This is a genomic window from Streptomyces microflavus (assembly GCF_014650075.1).
Taxonomy (GTDB): Bacteria; Actinomycetota; Actinomycetes; order Streptomycetales; family Streptomycetaceae; genus Streptomyces; species Streptomyces microflavus.
In genome coordinates this window covers 144,506-164,102 of sequence record NZ_BMUG01000007.1, presented here as the reverse complement: position 1 = coordinate 164,102, position 19,597 = coordinate 144,506, and the positions used below count along the sequence as shown (strand labels likewise).

Below are 19,597 nucleotides of genomic sequence, written 5' to 3'. Positions count from 1 at the left end.
CGGACTACGGCGCGGGGCGCTCCGACACCAGCACACCCACCTTGTCGATCCGGTGCTCGGGATTGCCGAGGGAGTCCCGCCAGAAGTTCCCGGCCGCGTCGTCCTCGGGGGTCGCGCAGGTGGAGATCGTGATCATCGCCCGGGTCGGCTCCGCCCCGGGCCGGCCCGGCACCTCGGCCCGCTGCTCGGCGAGGGAGCGCTCGCTGCGGAAGGAGGTCTGCCGGGTCCCGGTGATCTCGTACGTGTAGCGGGTGCCGCCCTCCGTCACGTAGACGGAATCGCCCTTGCCGAGATCCGGCAGCTCACGCAGCACGCCTCCGGCGCTCAACCGGTGTGCGGTGACGAGGTAGTTGCCGACTTCTCCCGGCCCGACCCCGCCCTCCTCACCGTACGGACTGGAAGCGACGCCCCGGTCCTGGATCCGGCTGCCGGGCGGGTCATCCGTCGTCCCCTCGTACGGCACGACGTCCAGGTCCGCGACCCCGATGGCGGGGATGGCCAGGACGGCGGTCTCGGTCCGGGGATCGGTGCGGTCGGCGGGGACGAGGGCCGCGGCGGTGTCGGCGCCGGGAGCAGTGGCGGTGGCCGTAGCCGGGGCCGTACCCGGGAGGGGAGGGGCCGGGGTCGTACGCGGCAGGGAAGGGGCCGGGGCCTTGTCGTCGGCGACCACACCGGTCTCCGCGCCCGCCTCCCGGTCCTCGGCCACCCCTGGGGAGGCGCACCCGACGGCCGCCATCAGAACGACGGCACCGGCGCAGGCCAGAGCCTTCGGAGCGGTACGAAGGCGGAGGCGGCGGAGGCGCATGGGCATCCCCATCGGTAACCGGCCCGGCCGGAAGGGGACGGGCCGCACGTTCGATCGGCCATCCCTCCCAGTACACCACCGCCCTGGCGATCCGCATGCGGGCGGGCGCGGATCTCCGGGGAACGCGGAGGGGGCCTCAGTCGCGGGGCCAGGGCCGCCCGTCGAGACGCTCGATGGAGAGGTTGAGACGGCTGAGCGAGGTCGCGAGCTGCTCCGCCTCCTCGGGCGTCCAGTCGGCCATGACCTTCGCCAGGCCCGCCAGGTTCCGGGTCCGGTCGCTGTCGAGCCGCCGCGCGCCCTCGTCGGTGATGGCGAACTTGCGGGCGATGCCCCCGTCGGGGTCCGGGATGCGCTCGACGACCCCGGCGCGGAGCATCGCGGCGGTCTGCCGGTTGAGGGTGGAGGCGTCCAGCCCGAAGGCCTCGCCGAGCTGGCCGATGGACATGGGGCCCTCGACCTCGATCCGGCTGAGGAGGATGTAGGCGCTGCGGTCGAGCCGCCACTCCACGCGCGGGGTGAGCAGGTGCATGTACCGGCCGAGCAGCATGGTCTCGCGTTCGATCCGGTCGAGGGGCATGTCCACGCGTCCGCTTCCTTCGGCTCCGGCTCGCACCGCCACGGGGAGTGCGAGCTCATGACCAGGTATATCACGATAGATATGCATGCTACATAAGCTGTGCATCGTACATATCCCATGTATCTTGCATACCTGAAGACGAACGCACCAACAGGCCCGGAAGGGCGAGAGGGAGTACCCCCGTGGAGAGTTCACCACCCGCAGCCCGCCCGGGAGGCGTGGTCGGCATCCTCGCCTTCGCCGGCATCGTGGCGGCACTCACGCAGACGCTGGTGGTGCCGCTGATCGCCCAGCTGCCGACGCTGTTCGACACCTCCGCCTCCAACGCCTCATGGGTCATCACGGCCACCCTGCTGGCCGCCGCGGTGTCCACGCCCGTGGCCGGACGGCTCGGCGACATGTACGGCAAGCGGCGCATGCTGCTCGTCTCGCTCGTCCCGCTGGTCCTCGGCTCGGTGGTCTGCGCCCTGTCGTCCTCGGTGGTCCCGATGATCGCCGGACGCGGCCTCCAGGGCCTGGGCATGGGCGTGGTGCCGCTCGGCATCAGCCTGCTGCGCGATGTCGTCCCGGCCGAGAAGCTGGGCCCGTCCATCGCGATCATGAGCGCGTCGATGGGCGTGGGCGGCGCCCTGGGCCTGCCCTTCGCGGCCGCGATCGCGGAGAACACCAGCTGGCGGGTGCTGTTCTGGGTCGTCGCCGCACTGGCCCTCGCGGTCGGCGCGCTGATCCGCACCCTGGTCCCGGCCGACCGCCCCGCCGGGGAGAGCGGTCGCTTCGACCTGCCCGGCGCCATCGGCCTCGGCAGCGCCCTGATCGCCCTGCTGCTCGCCGTCTCCAAGGGCGCCGACTGGGGCTGGGGCAGCCCCACGACGCTCGCCCTGTTCGCCGCCGCGCTCGTCCTCCTGCCCGCCTGGGGCTGGTGGGAACTGCGCCTGCGCGACCCCCTGGTCGACCTGCGGGTGACGGCCCGCCCGCAGGTCCTGATGACGAACACGGCCTCGGTCCTGGTCGGCTTCGCGATGTACGCCCAGTCCCTCGTCGTCCCCCAGCTGCTCCAGATCCCCGAGGCCACCGGCTACGGCCTCGGCCAGTCGATGCTCGCGATGGGCCTGTGGATGGCCCCGGCCGGGCTGATGATGATGGTGATGTCCCCGGTCGGCGCCAAGCTCTCCGCCGCCAAGGGCCCCAAGGTCACGCTGGCCGTCGGCAGCCTCCTCATCGCCGCCGGCTACGGCCTCTCCGTCCCCCTGATCGGCTCCGGCTCCCCGTGGAGCCTGCTGATCGTCACCCTCGTCTGCAACTCGGGCGTCGGCTTCGCCTACGGCGCCATGCCCGCCCTCATCATGAGCGCGGTGCCCCAGTCGGAGACCGCCTCGGCGAACAGCTTCAACGCCCTGATGCGCTCGATCGGCACGTCGTTCGCGGCGGCCGTGATCGGCGTGGTCCTGGCCCGGATGACGACCGACTTCGGCGGCTTCCCCCTGGCCTCCGAGAACGGCTTCCGCGTCGCGATGCTGATCGGCTGCGGGGTGGGCCTGGCAGCGGCGGTGGTCGCCGCGCTCATCCCCGTACGGACGACGAAGGCGCCGCTTCAGCCGCCCGCGGCTTCCTCACCGGCACCGGAAGCAGCACCGGAGGCGGCACCGGCGGCCAAGGCCTGACCCTCACCCGCGTACCCACACACCCCCACCCCCGCCGCCCGCCTCACGCACCGCCACCGCGCGGAAGTCGCGAGGCGGGCGGCCGGTGATCCGCTCGACGGTGCCGGTGGTCCGGTCCTCCACACCCCCCGCGATGGCAAGGTCCATGTCGGCCAGCATCGAGGCGAACGCGGCGGGCATCTCGGCGGCCAGCCGCTGGACCATCTCCTCGCGGGTGAGCCGCTGATGGACGACCGTACGCCCGGTGACCTCGGTCAGTACGGCGGCGATGTCCCCGTAACTCAGCGCCTGCGGCCCGGTGATGACCAGATCGGTGTTCGGGGCGCGGCCGTCGAGGAGGGCGCGTACGGCGACGGCGGCGATGTCCTCCGCGTCGATGAACCCGACCCGCCCCTCACCGGCGGCCGTGCGGATGACCCCGTCGGCGCGGACGGTCCGGGCGTGGAGGTGGTCACCGGTGAAGTTCTGCATGAACCAGGAGGGCCGCAGGACCGCCCACTCGTCGAAGATTCCCGGCAGCGCGGCATGCACCTGCCCCACGGCGGGCCCCCCGGCCGGAATCGCGGACGAGCTGAGCAACACCGCACGCCGCACCCCCGAGGCACGGGCGCGCCGCAGGAACGGCAGCATGACGGCAGCCGGGTCGGAGGTGCCGGGCGGCGGAATGAGATAGACCCGGTCCACCCCACCCCCCAGGACACCGTCGTACGAGGTGGGGTCGTCCCAGTCGAACCGCACCGCTTCCGCCCCTGCCACAGCCGTCGCCCGCCGACTGGCGGCCCGAACCCGCACCCCGGCGCCGAGAAGCCCGGCGACAACACGACGGCCGGTGGTCCCGGTGCCCCCGACGACAAGGGCGGCACCGGTCACAGCACTCATCGACCGCTCCCGGCTCATCGCCCACTCCCGGCAAAACCCTCGGAGAACCCCGCCACGGCAAGGGGATTCCAGTAGTCGCGATACCGGACGATGAGCCCGCGCTCAAAGGTGACGACGGCGATGTAGGACATATCAAAAGGAGCACCGGTCTCCACGACCCGTCCCACGCCACGCATCTCGACGACGACCGTCCCCGGCGCATCGGTGCGGTGGATCTCGACGTAGGGGAAGTCGTGCAGGTCGATGTGGTCGGGGTAGCCCCGCATGTACGCGGCCACGGCGTCCTTGCCCTCCAGCCGCCGCGGCCGGCCCTCCGGCGCGAAGGGGAACTCGAAGACCCCGTTCTCGTCCCAGAGGTCGACCCAACCGGGGATGTCCTTGTCCAGCAGCAGCCGCAGGCCCTGGCGGTACAGGTCCTCCGGCGCGGTGCGTGCGGTCATGGGGTGCTCCGTCCCGTACGATACGGACCAGCGGTCCGCTTAACTCGACCGACGATACGGACCAGCGGTCCGCTTTGCAACCGGAGGCCCCGCCGATGCCCGACCCCACACCTCCCACCCCCTCCACGCCCCCAACTCCCTCCGCACCGAAGGCTCGCGCGGACGCGGCCCGCAACCGGGAGGCGGTACTGGCGGCAGCCGACCGGCTCTTCGCCGAGCACGGGAGCCCGGGAACGGTCACCATGGCGGACATCGCGGCGGCCGCAGGCGTCGGCAAGGCCACCCTCTTCCGCGGCTTCGGCGACCGCACCGGCCTGATCCGCGCCCTGCACGAGACCCGGCTGGCCCCGATCCGCCAGGCAGCCGAGGAAGGCCCACCCCCACTGGGCCCCACCACACCCCCGCACGAACGCGTCCCCGCCCTCCTCGACGCGCTCCTGCGCTTCAAGCTCGACAACCGCCACCTCTCCCTGGCCCTGGAGGGCACCGGCAACGGCAGCCCGTACGCCGCGGACCACTACGCGCACTGGCACACCACCCTGCGCACCGCCCTGGCCCGGATCCCGGACCTCCCCACCCCCGACTTCACCGCCCACGCCCTCCTGGCCGCGACCCGCGCGGACCTGGTGGAACACCTGGCCGGCACAGAAGGCGTGCCCCGCGAGCAACTACGTGCGCAACTCGCGGAGTTCACAGCCCGCGTACTGGGCCCGGCGGTGCGCGGTGACTGAACACCACCCGGACAACGCCCCCACGTACGTCGCGCTCTGCAGCCACACCCACCTGTTCCCCGGCGCCCGCTGCCGCCTCCAGGGCCTGCCCGACCCCACCGCCTTCGCAGCCGCCCCGCAGCCGATCGACATCTACCTGCGCTTCTCCGACGGCGCAGCCACAGACGCCGAACTCCACACGGCCGCCCCGACGGGCTCCGTACTCACAGTCCCGGCGCACACGACCGGCGCGGGCACACCCATCGACGCCCGCACCTGGACCGTCCGCGCATGCACCGCCACAGACGAAGAGGTCGAGCTGACGCTCGGCACCCTCGGCACGCCCTGAGCCCTCACGCCCTCCCCCAGGCCGAACACAACAAGAAAGCCCAGGTCAGAAGAGCTCTGACCTGGGCTTCCCGCTGAGCCTCCTGTCGGATTCGAACCGACGACCTGCTGTTTACAAGACAGCCGCTCTGGGCCGGACTGAGCTAAGGAGGCAACGACGCACGCTGAAGAAGCGCATCGAGACGCCACAACTCTACACAGCCCCGCTCCTCCACGGACAGGCATATCGGACGGCGGTGACCTCCCACTCACCTGTTCGTTGAACGCACTGGAGTGCCATCCGAATATCAGATGGGGGAGGGGTCGTGGTCGAGGCCTCAGGGGAAGACGACCGGGTCCGCGTCACCGGCGCGGAGGCCAGGCGCGTCAAGCGCGAGGTGCTGGGCGTTCCCGACCGCATCAAGCATCAGCGGCGGGTGGCCGTACCCATGCAGCGGCGGGCACCGGAAGCCGGCAATCGCCGGCGCGCCTACCGATACCGCTGCTACCCCTCCCCTTCCCAGGCCGAGCAGCTGATCAAGACCTTCGGCGCATGCCGTTGGACCTACAACGAGGGCCTTGCCCTACGGGACAAGGCGTGGCGTGAGCACCGGGTGTCAATCGGGTTCGCCGAGTCCTGCCGGGCTCTCACGGGCTGGCGGAACGCCGAAGGGACGCGATGGCTGCAGGAGGTGTCCTCGACCGTTCTGCAGCAGGCCCTCCGGCATCTCGATGCGGCCTTTGGGCAGTTCTTCAACGGAACGACCAAGCACCCCAGACGCAAGAAGAAGAGCCGCTCCCATGACTCAGCGACCTATGTCCGCACGGGCTTCCGCTGGGTGGAGGACCCGGAGCAGCCAGGGACGGGACTGATCGCCCTGGCCAAGCAGTCCGGGCCGCTGCGGATCCGGTGGTCCCGACCCCTCCCGGCGGGGACGCGGCCCGTGAAGCTGACCGTGAGCCGTGACAGGGCGGGGCGCTTCTTCGTCTCGGTGCTGGTGGGGGAGCGGATCGACCCGCTGCCACCGGTGTTCCTGCTCGGCAGCGGTACGCCGAAGGCGGTAGGTCTGGATCTCGGGCTGGCGGCGCTGGTCACGCTGGACGACGGGGAGAAGGTGGACCATCCCCGGCTGCTGAAGAAGTACGGGGCGAGGCTCGCCGATCTTCAGCGAAACCTGCACCGCAAGGAGAGGGGATCGAGGAACAGGGAGAAGGCACGACAGGAGATCGCCAGGCTGTACGCCCTGATCGGTGATGTCCGCAGGGACGCGTTGGACCAGCTCACCACCCGCCTCGTGCGCGAGAACCAAGTGCTCGTGGTGGAGGACCTGTCCATCGCCTCTCTCGTACGGTCGCCGAAAGGGAAGGGCCGTCGGCGAAAGGCGGGGCTGAACCGCTCGATTCTGGATGCCTCGTGGGGCGAGTTGCTGAAGCAGTTGCTGTACAAGTGCGCGTGGTACGGCCGGACGCTGGTCATAGTGGACCGCTTCTTTCCTTCGACACGGCGTTGTTCAGCGTGCGGGGCGGCGGGCCCGAAGCTTGATCTGGCCGTACGCGGCTGGTCGTGCGGCGGGTGTGGTGCGGTGCACGACCGCGATGTGAACGCGGCGCGGAATCTGCGGGATGAGGGGGTGCGCATGTACGAGCTGGTGGCATCGGCGCTGCCACCAGGACGGGCCATGCCGTCAGTGATCAGGGCGTCCGAGATGCCGGGCGTGGCGTTGACGGCGTAGTCGGATCAGGGAGCCGTAAAGAAGGTGTGCCGGACCGACGGGCCGTCGGCCGTGATGCCTGTGGAGTCCGTGTGAGACCGGCGGGGGGCACCTTCAGGGTGGCGTCCAGTCGGCAGCGGACGCTGAAGCAGGAAGGTTCCCCAGAGGGGGCCGGGTCAAAAGTACGTCGCTCTGGCGTCCCCTCCCCGTTCGCGGGGCATTTTCGTGACCCAGGAGGTACTGACAGGACACATGAACGCCAGGTAGCGTCACGGCAGGTTCGCGTCTGTGGACCAGACCACTCCCTACTCGGATCGTCCGGCACGTTCCTGCCGGTGGAGGAGAAGATTCATCATGGCCAGTGTCACGTTCGACAAGGCGTCCCGCGTCTACCCCGGCTCCACGAAGCCGGCTGTGGACCAGCTCGAGATCGACATCGCGGACGGTGAGTTCCTCGTCCTCGTCGGTCCTTCCGGTTGTGGCAAGTCGACCTCCCTGCGCATGCTCGCGGGTCTTGAGGACGTCAACGGCGGCGCGATCCGTATCGGTGACCGCGATGTCACGCACCTGCCGCCGAAGGACCGGGACATCGCCATGGTGTTCCAGAACTACGCCCTGTACCCGCACATGTCCGTCGCGGACAACATGGGCTTCGCGCTGAAGATCGCCGGTATCAACAAGACCGAGATCCGGGCGAAGGTCGAAGAGGCCGCCAAGATGCTGGACCTCACCGACTACCTGGACCGGAAGCCGAAGGCGCTCTCCGGTGGTCAGCGTCAGCGTGTGGCGATGGGCCGGGCCATCGTGCGGGAGCCGCAGGTCTTCCTCATGGACGAGCCGCTGTCGAACCTCGACGCCAAGCTCCGTGTCTCCACCCGTACGCAGATCGCCTCGCTGCAGCGCCGCCTCGGCATCACCACCGTCTACGTCACCCACGACCAGGTCGAGGCCCTCACCATGGGCGACCGGGTCGCGGTGCTGAAAGACGGGCTGCTCCAGCAGGTCGACTCGCCGCGCAACATGTACGACCGCCCGGCGAACCTCTTCGTCGCCGGCTTCATCGGCTCCCCCGCGATGAACCTCGTCGAGGTCCCGATCACCGACGGTGGCGTGAAGTTCGGCAACAGCGTCGTCCCGGTCTCCCGCGAGGCGCTTACCGCCGCCGCGGACCGCGGTGACACCACCGTCACGGTCGGCATCCGCCCCGAGCACTTCGACATCGTCGAGCACGGCGGTGCCGCCGCGAAGTCCCTGTCCAAGGACTCCTCGGACGAGCCGGCCGGTCTCGCCGTCTCCGTGAACGTCGTGGAGGAGCTCGGCGCCGACGGCTTCGTCTACGGTGCCGCGCAGGTCGCCGGCAAGCACCAGGACCTCGTCGTCCGCGTCGGCGGCCGTTCCGTGCCGGAGAAGGGCACGGAGCTGCACGTCGTCCCGCGCCCGGACGAGCTGCACGTCTTCGCGACCTCGACCGGCGAGCGTCTCACCAACTGACGCCGTCACGTAGGCACGCAAACGGCCCCGCGTCCCCTTTCGAGGGGGCACGGGGCCGTTTGCGTGGCCGGTGGCGGGTTTGGGTTTCGGTGCGGGACGGCGTCAAATACCCCGGCACACAGGGCATTTCCCCCCGTCGCGTCAACCTGGCATTCGAAAGGACGCGTCGAACCATCCCCCGCGAGAGTGACGAAATGTCGTCAAGCCATCACCGACCGCTACGCTCGCTGCGTGACCCACACCGCTCGGCGCATCGGCCGATCCTTCGCCCTCGTCCTGCCCGTCGTCATGGTGCTCTCCGGGACCCTCGCGGTCACCAGCGTTCCGTGGGCGGCAACGGACAATGACTCCACGCTGCTGGCCGCCTCCTCGGAGACCGTGTCCAAGCCCGCGAAGCCCCGCGCCGCACAGGACATCCTGCGCGACAAGCTGCTTGTCGAACTGCAGGAGAAGGACCCGGGCACCGCGCTCACGGGCCTCCAGCGTGCCGTCGAGCAGCGCCCCTCGCTGGCCCGGCACTGCATGTCGATCGCCAGGGCGCTCGGCAAGGCCGCCGTTGAGCAGTACGGCCCGACGCGCGCGCAGCGCTTCTCCCGTCCCGTCTGCGACACGTCGTTCGCCTCGGGGGTCGCTCAGTTCAGCTGAGCCGCCCGAACCGTACGGATTTCGGTGGGCGGCCACAGGCACCGCATATCGTGCCTGCCATGCATACGTATCCGACGCAGGCCGTGATCCTCGCCGGTGGCCAGGGGTCACGGCTGCGGCCGTACACCGATGACCGCCCGAAGCCGATGGTCGAGATCCCGGGTACCGGGACCCCGATCATCGGCCATCAGCTTTCCTGGCTGGCCGCCGAGGGCGTCACCGACGCCGTGGTCTCCTGCGGGCATCTCGCCGAGGTGCTCCAGGAGTGGCTGGACTCCGCCGTGCTGCCGCTGCGGGTCACGACCGTGGTGGAGACGGAGCCGCTGGGCCGCGGTGGCGGGCTGAAGTACGCGGCGCAGCGGCTGCCCGATCCGGAGCAGCCCTGGTACGCCACCAACGGCGACATCTGGACGCGTTTCTCGTTGCGCGAGATGGCCGCGTTCCACGCCGAACGCGATGCCACCGCCACCCTGGCCCTCGCCCGGCCCCGGATTCCGTGGGGCGCGGTGGAGACGGACGCGTTCGGGCACATCACGGACTTCATCGAGTCGCCGCCCTCGCCGTATCTGATCAATGCGGGGGTGTACGTGTTCTCCCCCGCCTTCACGGAGATGCTGCCGGATCGGGGCGACCATGAGCGGACCACGTTCCCCCGGCTGGCCCGGGAGCGCCGGCTGGCCGGGTATCCGCTGCCCCACGGGGCGTACTGGCGGGCGATCGACACCGCGAAGGACCTGACCGAGGCGGCGCGTGAGCTGGGCGCCCAGGCGGGCTGACAACCCACCGCAGGACATGCCGCAAGGGGCGGCCCCCACCCGAAGCCGGGTGGGGGCCGCCCCTTCGTGTCCGTTCCGGGGGTCAGCCGAGGAGGCCGCCGATCGGGTTGCGGCCGCCGGAGGAGCCGCCCGATGTGGAGCCTTCGCCGCCGCCCGAGGCGGGCGGGGCTTCCGGCTCCGAGCCGCCGCCGGTGGAGCCGTCCCCGCCGGTGGAGCCGGAGGAGGTGGGTCCGGCGCTGGTGGCGGCGGGGGGCTGCTGGGGGGTGGTCTGCTGCGGGGGTTCCTGGCCGGTGCCCTGGGTCTGGCTGGGCTGGGCGCCGGTGCCGGTGCTCTGTCCGCCGCCGGAGTCACGGGTCGCGCCAGGGGTGGCCTGGCCGCCGTCGGCGGGGGTGGTGGCGGCGCCGGAGCGGGTGGGCTCAGGGCGGCGCTCCTGCTCCTGGGGGGTGCGGGAGGCCTGGCGTTCGCCGGTGGACTCCTGGGGGAGCGGCTGGCCGGGGAGGCGGTTGGTCGGGTAGTCGTTGCGGCCGGGGACGGTGACGACCTCGGCCGAACGGACGGCGCCGCCGAGGATGGAGCCGATGAGCAGGGTGAGGCCGATGACGACGCTGGCGACGACGGAGCCGCGGCGCAGGACGCGGCGGCGCAGGTCCCAGATCTCGGAGCGGGGCCCGAGCCTGCGCCAGGCTTCTCCGGCGAGCCGACCGTCGACGGAGTAGACGGGGGCGCCCGCGATGATCAGGGGGCTCCAGGCCGCCAGCAGGATGATGTCGGGGGCGTCGTACACGGCGACCGTGCGCCAGCTGACGGTCACCAGGAGGGCGGCGGAGAGCAGGGCGCCGACGGAGGCGGCGACGCGCTGCCAGAGGCCGAGGACGGTGAGGACGCCGACGACGACCTGGAGGAAGGCGACGGAGAGTCCCGCGCCGACCGGGTGGGAGAGGGCGAAGTCGCGGAGGGGTTCGGCGAGCGCCCAGGGGTGCAGCGAGGTCAGCCACTTGACCATGGAGCCGCGTTCGCCGCCGTCGAAGTAGACGGGGTCGCAGAGCTTGCCCATGCCGGCGTAGATGGAGATGAAGCCGAGGAGGACCCGCATGGGGAGCAGGACGACGCCGAGGTTCATCCGGTGGCCGGGGTAATAGGCGTGCCGTACGGGGTCGTTGCCGTGGCGCCTGGCGCGGGCCTCGGAGCTCTCCTCGTAGCCGTCGCCGTCGCGGTCGCCGGAGCCGGGGGTGTCCGGTTCGTCGTCCACGGAGTCGTACGCGCCGACGGCCTGGCGCATGGGCGGCAGGAGGGGTCCGGTGCGTCCGGTCTGCTGCGGGGCGGTCAGTACGGGGTTGGGCTGCGTCTCCTCCAGGAGCGGGATGACCTGGGTCGCGCCCGCCGCGTGGCCGTCCGCGGCACCGGCGGTGAGCGCGGTGTCGAGGTGGCCGGCGGTGGAGTTGCGTACGGCCTGGAGGAGGCCGGTGGCGCCGGGGTCGCCCGGGGCCGATCTGCCGCTCCAGACGACCGGTGCCCGCCTGCGACCGCCGCCGGCACCGCTCATGGCGGGGATGCGGGCCGTGTCCGCGGGGGCACCGCGCAGCCGTGCGCGCTGGCCCGGGGCGAGCTGCACCCGGAAGCTGGCGTGGTTGACGATGACCTGCGCGGGGTCGCTGTCCACCTTGGTCATGCTCAGGGCGGGTTGCTCGTCGAACCGAGGCGTTCTGGTGTCCACACTCATCTAACCGAGTGATGGGTGTTTAGGACACTGCCTTGACAGGCCCGATGTGTCCGAGACCCGTCAAGATCCGGCCAAACTCGGGCATCCTGGAACCCTGTTCGGCGTTCGCGCGTCAACTCGGTGGGCGGGCGAGCCCGTTACCGAGGTTGTCGGCGCGCGAACGCCGTACCGGTCCGGTGCGGCTATCCGCGGCGGCGCGCCACCTCGTAGAGCACGATGCCTGCCGCGACACCGGCGTTGAGCGACTCGGCGCCGCCCGGCATGGAGATCCGGACCCGGTAGTCGCAGGTCTCGCCGACGAGGCGGCCGAGGCCCTTGCCCTCGCTGCCGATGACGATGACGACGGGGCCGGCCAGCTCCTGGAGGTCCTCCACCGTGTGCTCGCCGTCGGCGGCGAGGCCGACGACCGTGAGGCCCGCCTTCTGGTAGCCCTCCAGCGCGCGGGTGAGGTTGGTGACCCGGGAGACCGGCGTACGAGCCGCCGTACCGGCCGAGGACTTCCACGCACCGGCGGTCATGCCGGCCGCGCGGCGCTCGGGCACGACCACGCCGTGGCCGCCGAACGCGGAGACCGAGCGGACGATCGCACCGAGGTTGCGCGGGTCCGTCACGCCGTCGAGCGCGACGATCAGCGGGTCCTCGTTGTTGTCGTACGCGGCGGCGGTGAGGTCCTCCGGGTGCGCGTACTCGTACGGCGGGACCTGGAGGACGAGGCCCTGGTGGTTCAGGCCGTTCGTCATCCGGTCCAGCTCGGGGCGCGGGGCCTCCATCAGGTTGATGTTGCCGCGATCGCCCGCGAGCTTGAGCGCGTCACGGACGCGCTCGTCGTTGTCGATGTACTGCTGGACGTACAGGGTGACGGCGGGCACACCGTCCCGCAGGGCCTCGTAGACCGGGTTGCGGCCCACGACCATCTCGGAGGTGCCCTTCACACCGCCGCGCCGGGGCGCGGGACGGCGGGCGGCGGCCTGCTTGGCCTGGGCGCCGGCGATCCGGTTCTTCTTGTGTCCCTTGCGGGCGGAGGCGGGCGGCGTGGGTCCCTTGCCTTCGAGACCACGGCGTCGCTGACCACCGCTGCCGACCTGCATGCCCTTCTTGTTGGACGTGCGGCGGTTCCTGCGCTGGCTGTTCCCGGCCATGACCTACCTGTTTCGTTGCTTTCAGACGTGCGTACGTATAAGGCAAGTGTGCCGCCCGGAGCGCCGGGCGGCACAACTGCGCTGTTCGGAGGGTGCGGCTCAGCGCGGTCCGAGCGTCCACCGGGGACCATTGGCGCTGTCCTCGATGACGAGTCCGGACTGGTTGAGCTGGTCGCGGATGGCGTCGGCGGCGGCCCAGTCCTTGCGGGCGCGGGCCGACTGCCGCTGGTCGAGGACGAGGCGTACGAGGGTGTCGACGACGCCGTGGAGGTCCTCGCCGCGGTCCCCCTCGCCCGCCCAGTGCTCGTCGAGCGGGTCGAGTCCGAGGACGCCGAGCATGGCCCGGACCTCGGCGAGGCGGGCGACGGCGGCTTCCTTGTCGTCGGCGGCGAGCGCGCTGTTGCCCTGGCGGACGGTGGTGTGGACGATCGCGAGGGCCTGCGGCACACCGAGGTCCTCGTCCATCGCCTCGGCGAAGGCGGGCGGCACCTCGGCGGCGGGTGCGACGGTCTCCCCGGCCTTCTCGGTGACGCGCTGGACGAACCCCTCGATCCGCGCGAACGCGGACTCGGCCTCGCGCAGGGACTCCTCGCTGTACTCGATCATCGACCGGTAGTGCGGGGTGCCCAGGTAGTAGCGCAGGACGATGGGGCGCCACTGCTTGACCATCTCGCTGACGAGGACGGAGTTGCCGAGCGACTTCGACATCTTCTCGCCGGCCATGGTGACCCAGCCGTTGTGCACCCAGTAGTTCGCGAACGAGTCGCCGAACGCCTTGGCCTGGGCGATCTCGTTCTCGTGGTGCGGGAAGATCAGGTCGATGCCGCCGCCGTGGATGTCGAAGGCGGAGCCCAGGTACTTGTGGGCCATCGCGGAGCACTCCAGGTGCCAGCCGGGCCGGCCGCGGCCCCACGGGGTCTCCCAGCTCGGCTCGCCGGGCTTGGCCGCCTTCCACATGGCGAAGTCCCGCTGGTCGCGCTTGCCGGTCTCGCCCTCGCCGGAGGGCTGCCGCAGGTCGTCCAGCTCCTGGTTGGAGAGCTCCAGGTAGCTGGGGAGGGACCGGACGTCGAAGTAGACGTTGCCGTCGGCCTCGTAGGCGTGGCCGCGCTCGATGAGGCCGCGCATCATCTCGATCATCTCGGTGATGTGGCCGGTGGCACGGGGCTCGTAGGTGGGCGGCAGGCAGCCCAGCGCGTCGTAGCCGTCGTTGAACGCGCGCTCGTTCTCGTAACCGATCGACCACCAGGGGCGGCCCTGCTCGGCGGACTTCTTGATGATCTTGTCGTCGATGTCGGTGACGTTCCGGATGAACGTCACGTCGTAGCCGCGGTAGGTGAACCAGCGGCGCATGATGTCGAAGTTCAGTCCGGAACGGATGTGCCCGATGTGCGGTGCGGCCTGGACGGTAGCGCCACAGAGGTAGATCGAGACACAGCCCGCTGTGAGCGGGACGAAGTCACGGATCTGCCGGGCGCTGGTGTCGTGCAGGCGAATAGTCACGCCTCAAGGGTAGTAGGCCGACACCAGTGCCCCGCGACCCTTGGGCGATCGCGGGGGCAACTTTCTGATACCGGCCTGGTCCGGGCGGCCCCGGCGGGGGCCGGGTCCGGCGTTTTCGGGGCTCCCTGAGGCCCTCTGAGGCTCCCTTGGGCTCTCAGATGCGTCCGACGACCTTGCGCGGGGTGATCCGGACCACGACCCGGGGGTCGTCCTGGCCGGAGTTCGGGTTGAACTCCGCGTACGGCTTGCCGGTGTACTTCAGCGACAGCTCGTCGATGAGCTCCTGGCCGCCCTCGGTCGTCAGCTCCGCCTGGCCGCGGATCTCGGCGTAGGCGTACGGGTTGTCGGCGGGCTGGACGACGACGGTGACGCGCGGGTCGCGGCGGAGGTTCGTCTCCTTGCGGCGGCCGACGGTGGTGGAGATCAGCACGTCGTCACCGTCGCGCGTCACCCACACCGGGGAAACCTGTGGGCTGCCGTCCGGCTGGATGGTGGCGATGTTGACGAAGACCGGGGTGTCGAGCAGGTTCTTGAGCTCGGTGGAGAGTTCGGCGGTCATGGCGTACGTCCTCCTGGTGGCCGGTGTGGTCCAGTTGTCCTACCCCCCAACCCCACGCTCCCTCAGTTGCTTCCCGCGTCACCCGTACTTCTCGCCGCGTCCCGCCGGAAGGGTGAACGCGGGGGCGGCACCGGTCGGCGGTGGGGGGCCGGTGCCGCGTGACGGGTGGTGGATGGCGGTTGACGGGTGGCGGGTGGCGGGTGGCGGTGCCGACCGTCCGCCGGAGGATCTCGGGGCGCGTTGAGCCGTACGGGTGATGGGGTCGACCCGTACGGCGGCGGAGAGCAGGGGAGCGCCCGGCACGAGGGTGACCGACGTGCCCGTCAGCGGGCGCGGTAGACCAGCGCCGTCGCGATTCCCGCGATCCCCTCGCCGCGCCCGGTGAAGCCGAGCCCGTCGGAGGTGGCCGCGGAGAGCGAGACCGGTGCGCCCACGGCGGCGGCGAGCACCTTCTGCGCCTCGTCGCGCCGCTTGCCGATCTTCGGGCGTACGCCGACGACCTGGACGGCGACGTTCCCGATCTCGTACCCCTCGGCGCGGACGATCCGGGCGGCCTCGGTGAGCAGGGTCACGCCGGCGGCGCCGGACCACTCGGGGCGGCCGGTGCCGAAGTGCTGGCCGAGGTCGCCGAGGCCGGCGGCGGAGAAGAGGGCGTTGCAGGCGGCGTGCGCGACGACGTCGGCGTCGGAGTGGCCGGCCAGGCCGGGGCCCTCGCCCTCCCACTTCAGGCCCGCGCACCACAGCTCGCGGCCCTCCTCGAAGGCGTGGATGTCGGTGCCGATCCCGACGAGCGGGATGACGGGGGTGCCGGGCGCCCCTGCGGGGTTCTCAGAAGCCATCGTTGGCCCTCCTGCGGGCGAGTACCGCTTCGGCCAGCACCAGGTCGAGCGGCCGGGTGACCTTGAACGCCTCTTCGTGTCCGGGGACGACGACGACCGGCTTCCCGAGGCGTTCGACCATGCCCGCGTCGTCCGTGGCGCCCTCGCCGTCGAGCGCGACCTCGGCGTGGGCCCGCACCAGCGTGTCCCGGTCGAAGCCCTGCGGGGTCTGCACCGCGCGCAGCCTGGCCCGTACGGGGGTGGAGAGCACCGGCTCCGGCTCCCCGGCCACCGCTGCGGGCTCGACCTCCTTGACGGTGTCGGCGAGCGGCAGGGCGGGGACGACGGCGGGCGCCCCGTTCCGTACGGCCTCGACGACCGCGTCCACCGTGTCGACCGGCACCAGGGGCCGGGCCGCGTCGTGGACCAGGACGACGGAGACGTCCTCGGGCAGCGCGTCGAGGCCGAGGCCCACGGACTCCTGCCGGGTGTCTCCGCCGGGCACGACCAGGTAGTCGGTGCGCTCGGGCAGGGCGTGCTCGTCGAGAAGGTGCTTCACCTCGGGCGCGCCGTCCGGCGGGGCGACCACCACGACGAGGGAGACGGCCCGGGAGGCCGCCATGGCGCGGACCGCGTGGATGAGCATGGGTGTGCCGCCGAGCACCCGGAGGGCCTTGGGCGCGCCCGGTCCGAGCCGTATGCCCCGGCCGGCCGCGGGGATCACCGCGGCGGTACGGAGGGGGCGTGGCCGGTCGGGCGGGGGTGGCGTCGATGACATCGATTGCACTCCGAAGGTCCGAGGGGTCCGAGGATCCGAGAGGGAAGGTCCGAAGGTTCGGCGGATCGATCCGGCGGGTCGGTCCAGCAGGTCGATCCGGCAGGTTTGTTTCCACGGGCGACATGGGTAGGGGCCCAGCAAGCCGGGCGTGACGCCCTGACTTGAACCGGGCCCCTTCCGTGACACCCGGTCGAGCGGATGTCACGGCGGCGATCAACGGTACGGCGGACGCACCACCGTCACCGGGTACAGGGATCACCGGAAGTCGGGGATTACCGGAAGTCGGGCGACCGATCCGGGTCCGGACATGCCGCAGCGCCCGACGACACACCGTGAAAACGGATGGTCAGCGGGCACCGCGGCACATTCTTGCAACCGGTGCGATCCGGTTCAGGACGCGAGGACCTCGTCAAGCAGGGCCTCGGCCTTGTCTTCGTTCGTGTTCTCCGCGAGAGCGAGCTCACTCACCAGGATCTGGCGGGCCTTGGCGAGCATGCGCTTCTCTCCGGCGGAGAGGCCGCGCTCGCGCTCACGACGCCACAGGTCACGCACGACTTCAGCGACCTTGATGACATCGCCCGAGGCGAGCTTTTCCAGATTTGCCTTGTACCGCCGGGACCAGTTCGTCGGCTCTTCGGCATACGGTGCACGAAGCACCTCGAAGACCCGGTCCAGTCCCTCCTGCCCGACCACGTCGCGCACGCCCACGAACTCCGCATTGTCCGCAGGCACACGAACCGTCAAGTCGCCCTGGGCGACCTTGAGCACCAAGTAGGTCTTGTCCACGCCTTTGATCTGGCGAGTTTCGATAGCCTCGATCAGCGCGGCCCCGTGATGGGGATAGACCACGGTGTCGCCAACCTTGAACGTCATGTGACAGGTACCCCTTCCGTGGCTATCCAGAGTAACACGAGAATCGCCTCTCCTGAATGGCGTTTTCGCAGGTCAGGGCATATCTCAGGGCTTGACAACAGCAACACGAACGTGCTGCGGAAGGCTTCCGGAAGACGGTATTCGCAGGTCGGAGCGGCTGTGCGACCGGAGGGAAACGCTCACGTCACACAGCCCGGAAGCCCCACAGAAGAGGGCGAAAGTCCCGTTTTGTCGGGTTCCAGATGGTGAACTTTACGTACTCCGTTCGGTCATCGATCACCCGTACGGATGTAAGTGCGGGTGGCCAATGAAATTGATCAAGGCCCTCCCCTCACCACACCCTCACGGCACTCTCGCGACGCCTTTCGCGGGAATGCGCCGCGGGCCGGAGGAATTGATCACCGCGATTATGTGAACGGCACGTGACGCGCCGCCCGGACCGGCGGAAGCACGGCCACCGGTCCGGCCGCGCTCCCGCCGGCCGTGGCCGCTTCGCGCTCGCCGGGGACCCTCCCGCCTGGACCCCGGGAAGAGCCGGAGCGCCTAGGGGCGGGTCGGGTGCGGGGCAGGAGGGGCGGCTCGGTAGCCTAAGGCCGCTGACACACCCTTAGGACGGCTTTACGTCACCCCTTCCCGGCCGTCCGCGGGGCGCTCAGCCCAACGCCCGACGTCCGAAAGTCCGCAGTCCGATCGTTTAGGAGTTGCCGCCGCCGTGAGCCGCAGCCTTCGACACGGCGCTCTCGCCGCCACTGCCATCGCGTTCTCGATCGTCTCCCTGTCCGCCTGCGCGGCGGGCAACAACGCCGAGACGCTCAAGGTCAGGCCGGACAACGCGGCCACCTCGGTGGGCAGCATCAAGGTCCAGAACGCGAATGTGATCACGCAGGCCGAGGCCGAGGCCGAGGGTCCCGCCGCTGTCACCGCGACGCTGTTCAACGACGGCACCGAGGCCGAGGTCCTGGAGAGCATCACGCTGCCCGGCACCGACGTCCGGGTGACGCTCCGGCCGGCGAAGGGCAAGGGCCCCGTCGAGATCCCGGCCGGCGGCCGGGTCATTCTCGGCGGCAAGGGCAACGCCTCCGCCGTGATCGACGAGGGCCGCGAGGCCACGCAGGACGGCAACGTCCAGCAGGTCGTCTTCAAGCTGAGCCGCACCGGCGACGTCGCCCTCGGCGCGAACGTCGTCCCGGCGACCGGCTACTACGAGGACTTCGGCCCCAGCGCGCGGCCCGAGGCCCCGGAGCCGAAGCCGAGCGGGACGCCCTCCGCCAGCGGCTCCGAGACCCCGTCCACCGGCGGCTCCGAGACGCCGGGCACGCCGTCCGGCGAGACCCCGGGCGCCCCGGAGTCCCCGGCGGCCGGTACGGAGCAGCAGGGCGGCACCGCGGGCTCCCAGGAGACCCCGGCGGGCTGACGCCACCCGCGTACGTACGACGGAACCGAACACGCAGACACGCGAGGGGGCGCTTCCCGGCCGGGAAGCGCCCCCTCGCGTGTCTGTGCCCCGCGGTTTACGGCTCGAACTTGTACCCGAGGCCCCGCACCGTGACGAGGTAGCGCGGCGCGCCGGGGTCGGGCTCGATCTTGGCGCGCAGCCGCTTGACGTGGACGTCGAGGGTCTTGGTGTCACCGACGTAGTCCGCGCCCCAGACCCGGTCGATGAGCTGCATGCGGGTCAGCACCCGGCCCGCGTTGCGCAGGAGCATCTCCAGGAGGTCGAACTCCTTGAGCGGGAGGTCGACCTTGCCGCCGGAGACCGTGACGACGTGCCGGTCCACGTCCATGCGGACCGGGCCCGCCTCCAGGGCGGCCGGGGTGACCTCCTCCGGCTCGCCGCGGCGGCGCAGGACGGCGCGGATGCGGGCGACGAGCTCGCGCGAGGAGAAGGGCTTGGTGACGTAGTCGTCGGCTCCTATTTCGAGCCCGACGACCTTGTCGATCTCGCTGTCCTTGGCGGTGACCATGATCACCGGAACGTTGGAGCGGCTGCGGAGCTGGCGGCACACCTCGGTGCCGGGCAGGCCGGGCAGCATCAGGTCGAGCAGGACCAGATCGGCGCCGTTGCGCTCGAACTCGTCCAGGCCGTCGGGGCCGGTCGCCGCGATCGCGACCTCGAAACCTTCCTTGCGCAGCATGTAGGACAGGGCGTCGCTGAAGGATTCCTCATCCTCGACGACAAGCACTCGG

At 70.9% G+C, this 19,597-nt stretch carries 20 protein-coding genes and 1 tRNA gene; 8 read left to right on the top strand and 13 right to left on the bottom strand.

Annotated elements, in window-relative coordinates; all coding sequences use genetic code 11:
* Window positions 1-4 precede the first annotated feature (4 nt).
* Together IE264_RS21195 and IE264_RS21190 are read right to left on the bottom strand one after the other, a co-directional pair.
* Window positions 5-805, bottom strand: a complete 801-nt coding sequence (locus tag IE264_RS21195; protein ID WP_032758802.1) for a class E sortase — start codon at window positions 803-805, stop codon at window positions 5-7.
* Between the two features lie 136 nt (window positions 806-941).
* Window positions 942-1,388, bottom strand: coding sequence for a MarR family winged helix-turn-helix transcriptional regulator (locus IE264_RS21190; RefSeq protein ID WP_031124619.1), 447 nt, complete (start codon window positions 1,386-1,388; stop codon window positions 942-944).
* Window positions 1,389-1,564: 176 nt separating this feature from the next.
* Between IE264_RS21190 and IE264_RS21185 the strand changes: the two genes are divergently transcribed.
* Entirely contained in the window at window positions 1,565-3,043 is a 1,479-nt protein-coding gene (locus IE264_RS21185) for an MFS transporter (protein WP_015610309.1), read from the top strand.
* 3 nt (window positions 3,044-3,046) lie between these two features.
* Here IE264_RS21185 and IE264_RS21180 read toward each other — a convergent pair whose 3' ends face one another.
* Together IE264_RS21180 and IE264_RS21175 are read right to left on the bottom strand one after the other, a co-directional pair.
* Window positions 3,047-3,922 (bottom strand): NmrA family NAD(P)-binding protein, encoded by an 876-nt coding sequence (locus IE264_RS21180; RefSeq protein WP_032758874.1) that lies wholly within the window; start codon window positions 3,920-3,922, stop codon window positions 3,047-3,049.
* 14 nt (window positions 3,923-3,936) lie between these two features.
* Complete coding sequence (locus IE264_RS21175; protein WP_032758800.1) at window positions 3,937-4,362, bottom strand: nuclear transport factor 2 family protein; 426 nt, start codon at window positions 4,360-4,362, stop codon at window positions 3,937-3,939.
* Window positions 4,363-4,457: 95 nt separating this feature from the next.
* On the opposite strand from IE264_RS21175, the gene IE264_RS21170 reads away from it, so the two are divergent.
* Window positions 4,458-5,093 (top strand): TetR/AcrR family transcriptional regulator, encoded by a 636-nt coding sequence (locus IE264_RS21170; protein WP_032758799.1) that lies wholly within the window; start codon window positions 4,458-4,460, stop codon window positions 5,091-5,093.
* On the top strand, window positions 5,086-5,421 hold the full coding sequence (locus IE264_RS21165; protein WP_032758797.1) for a hypothetical protein: 336 nt from the start codon (window positions 5,086-5,088) through the stop codon (window positions 5,419-5,421). The genes IE264_RS21170 and IE264_RS21165 overlap by 8 nt, the downstream gene beginning before the upstream one ends.
* A 76-nt stretch (window positions 5,422-5,497) precedes the next feature.
* Here IE264_RS21165 and IE264_RS21160 read toward each other — a convergent pair.
* Window positions 5,498-5,573 (bottom strand) — tRNA-Thr (locus IE264_RS21160).
* Between the two features lie 152 nt (window positions 5,574-5,725).
* Between IE264_RS21160 and IE264_RS21155 the strand changes: the two genes are divergently transcribed.
* The 4 genes from IE264_RS21155 (at window position 5,726) to IE264_RS21140 (ending at window position 10,023) form a co-directional block, all read left to right on the top strand.
* The gene (locus IE264_RS21155; protein WP_032758796.1) at window positions 5,726-7,132 is read left to right on the top strand and encodes an RNA-guided endonuclease InsQ/TnpB family protein; all 1,407 of its coding nucleotides are present in this window, start codon (window positions 5,726-5,728) and stop codon (window positions 7,130-7,132) included.
* A gap of 333 nt (window positions 7,133-7,465) precedes the next feature.
* Entirely contained in the window at window positions 7,466-8,602 is a 1,137-nt protein-coding gene (locus IE264_RS21150; RefSeq protein ID WP_015610304.1) for an ABC transporter ATP-binding protein, read from the top strand.
* A 231-nt stretch (window positions 8,603-8,833) separates the two neighbouring features.
* Window positions 8,834-9,247, top strand: a complete 414-nt coding sequence (locus IE264_RS21145; RefSeq protein WP_015610303.1) for a hypothetical protein — start codon at window positions 8,834-8,836, stop codon at window positions 9,245-9,247.
* A 59-nt stretch (window positions 9,248-9,306) separates the two neighbouring features.
* Complete coding sequence (locus IE264_RS21140) at window positions 9,307-10,023, top strand: nucleotidyltransferase family protein (protein ID WP_015610302.1); 717 nt, start codon at window positions 9,307-9,309, stop codon at window positions 10,021-10,023.
* Between the two features lie 82 nt (window positions 10,024-10,105).
* On the opposite strand, the gene IE264_RS21135 is transcribed toward IE264_RS21140, so the two are convergent.
* The 7 genes from IE264_RS21135 to IE264_RS21105 all read right to left on the bottom strand — a co-directional run bounded on the left by IE264_RS21135 (window position 10,106) and on the right by IE264_RS21105 (window position 17,410).
* Window positions 10,106-11,743 (bottom strand): DoxX family membrane protein, encoded by a 1,638-nt coding sequence (locus IE264_RS21135; protein WP_229887669.1) that lies wholly within the window; start codon window positions 11,741-11,743, stop codon window positions 10,106-10,108.
* A 182-nt stretch (window positions 11,744-11,925) separates the two neighbouring features.
* On the bottom strand, window positions 11,926-12,882 hold the full coding sequence (rlmB, locus tag IE264_RS21130; RefSeq protein ID WP_015610300.1) for a 23S rRNA (guanosine(2251)-2'-O)-methyltransferase RlmB: 957 nt from the start codon (window positions 12,880-12,882) through the stop codon (window positions 11,926-11,928).
* Window positions 12,883-12,981: 99 nt separating this feature from the next.
* A complete protein-coding gene (gene cysS / locus IE264_RS21125) occupies window positions 12,982-14,382 on the bottom strand; it encodes a cysteine--tRNA ligase (protein ID WP_015610299.1) in 1,401 nt (466 codons plus the stop codon).
* A gap of 154 nt (window positions 14,383-14,536) precedes the next feature.
* Window positions 14,537-14,941 (bottom strand): PPOX class F420-dependent oxidoreductase, encoded by a 405-nt coding sequence (locus IE264_RS21120; protein WP_015610298.1) that lies wholly within the window; start codon window positions 14,939-14,941, stop codon window positions 14,537-14,539.
* A 323-nt stretch (window positions 14,942-15,264) separates the two neighbouring features.
* On the bottom strand, window positions 15,265-15,780 hold the full coding sequence (gene ispF / locus IE264_RS21115) for a 2-C-methyl-D-erythritol 2,4-cyclodiphosphate synthase (protein ID WP_032758794.1): 516 nt from the start codon (window positions 15,778-15,780) through the stop codon (window positions 15,265-15,267).
* Window positions 15,770-16,537 (bottom strand): 2-C-methyl-D-erythritol 4-phosphate cytidylyltransferase, encoded by a 768-nt coding sequence (gene ispD, locus IE264_RS21110; RefSeq protein WP_032758793.1) that lies wholly within the window; start codon window positions 16,535-16,537, stop codon window positions 15,770-15,772. Before ispD ends, ispF begins: the two co-directional genes overlap by 11 nt.
* A gap of 390 nt (window positions 16,538-16,927) precedes the next feature.
* Window positions 16,928-17,410 (bottom strand): CarD family transcriptional regulator, encoded by a 483-nt coding sequence (locus tag IE264_RS21105; RefSeq protein ID WP_006380568.1) that lies wholly within the window; start codon window positions 17,408-17,410, stop codon window positions 16,928-16,930.
* 712 nt (window positions 17,411-18,122) lie between these two features.
* On the opposite strand from IE264_RS21105, the gene IE264_RS21100 reads away from it, so the two are divergent.
* Window positions 18,123-18,824 (top strand): lipoprotein, encoded by a 702-nt coding sequence (locus tag IE264_RS21100; protein WP_032758792.1) that lies wholly within the window; start codon window positions 18,123-18,125, stop codon window positions 18,822-18,824.
* A gap of 97 nt (window positions 18,825-18,921) precedes the next feature.
* Here IE264_RS21100 and phoP read toward each other — a convergent pair whose 3' ends face one another.
* Window positions 18,922-19,593 carry a two-component system response regulator PhoP gene (phoP, locus tag IE264_RS21095; protein WP_007446453.1) on the bottom strand — a complete coding sequence of 224 codons (672 nt, stop codon included), beginning with the start codon at window positions 19,591-19,593 and terminating at the stop codon, window positions 18,922-18,924.
* Between the last annotated feature and the right edge of the window lie 4 nt (window positions 19,594-19,597).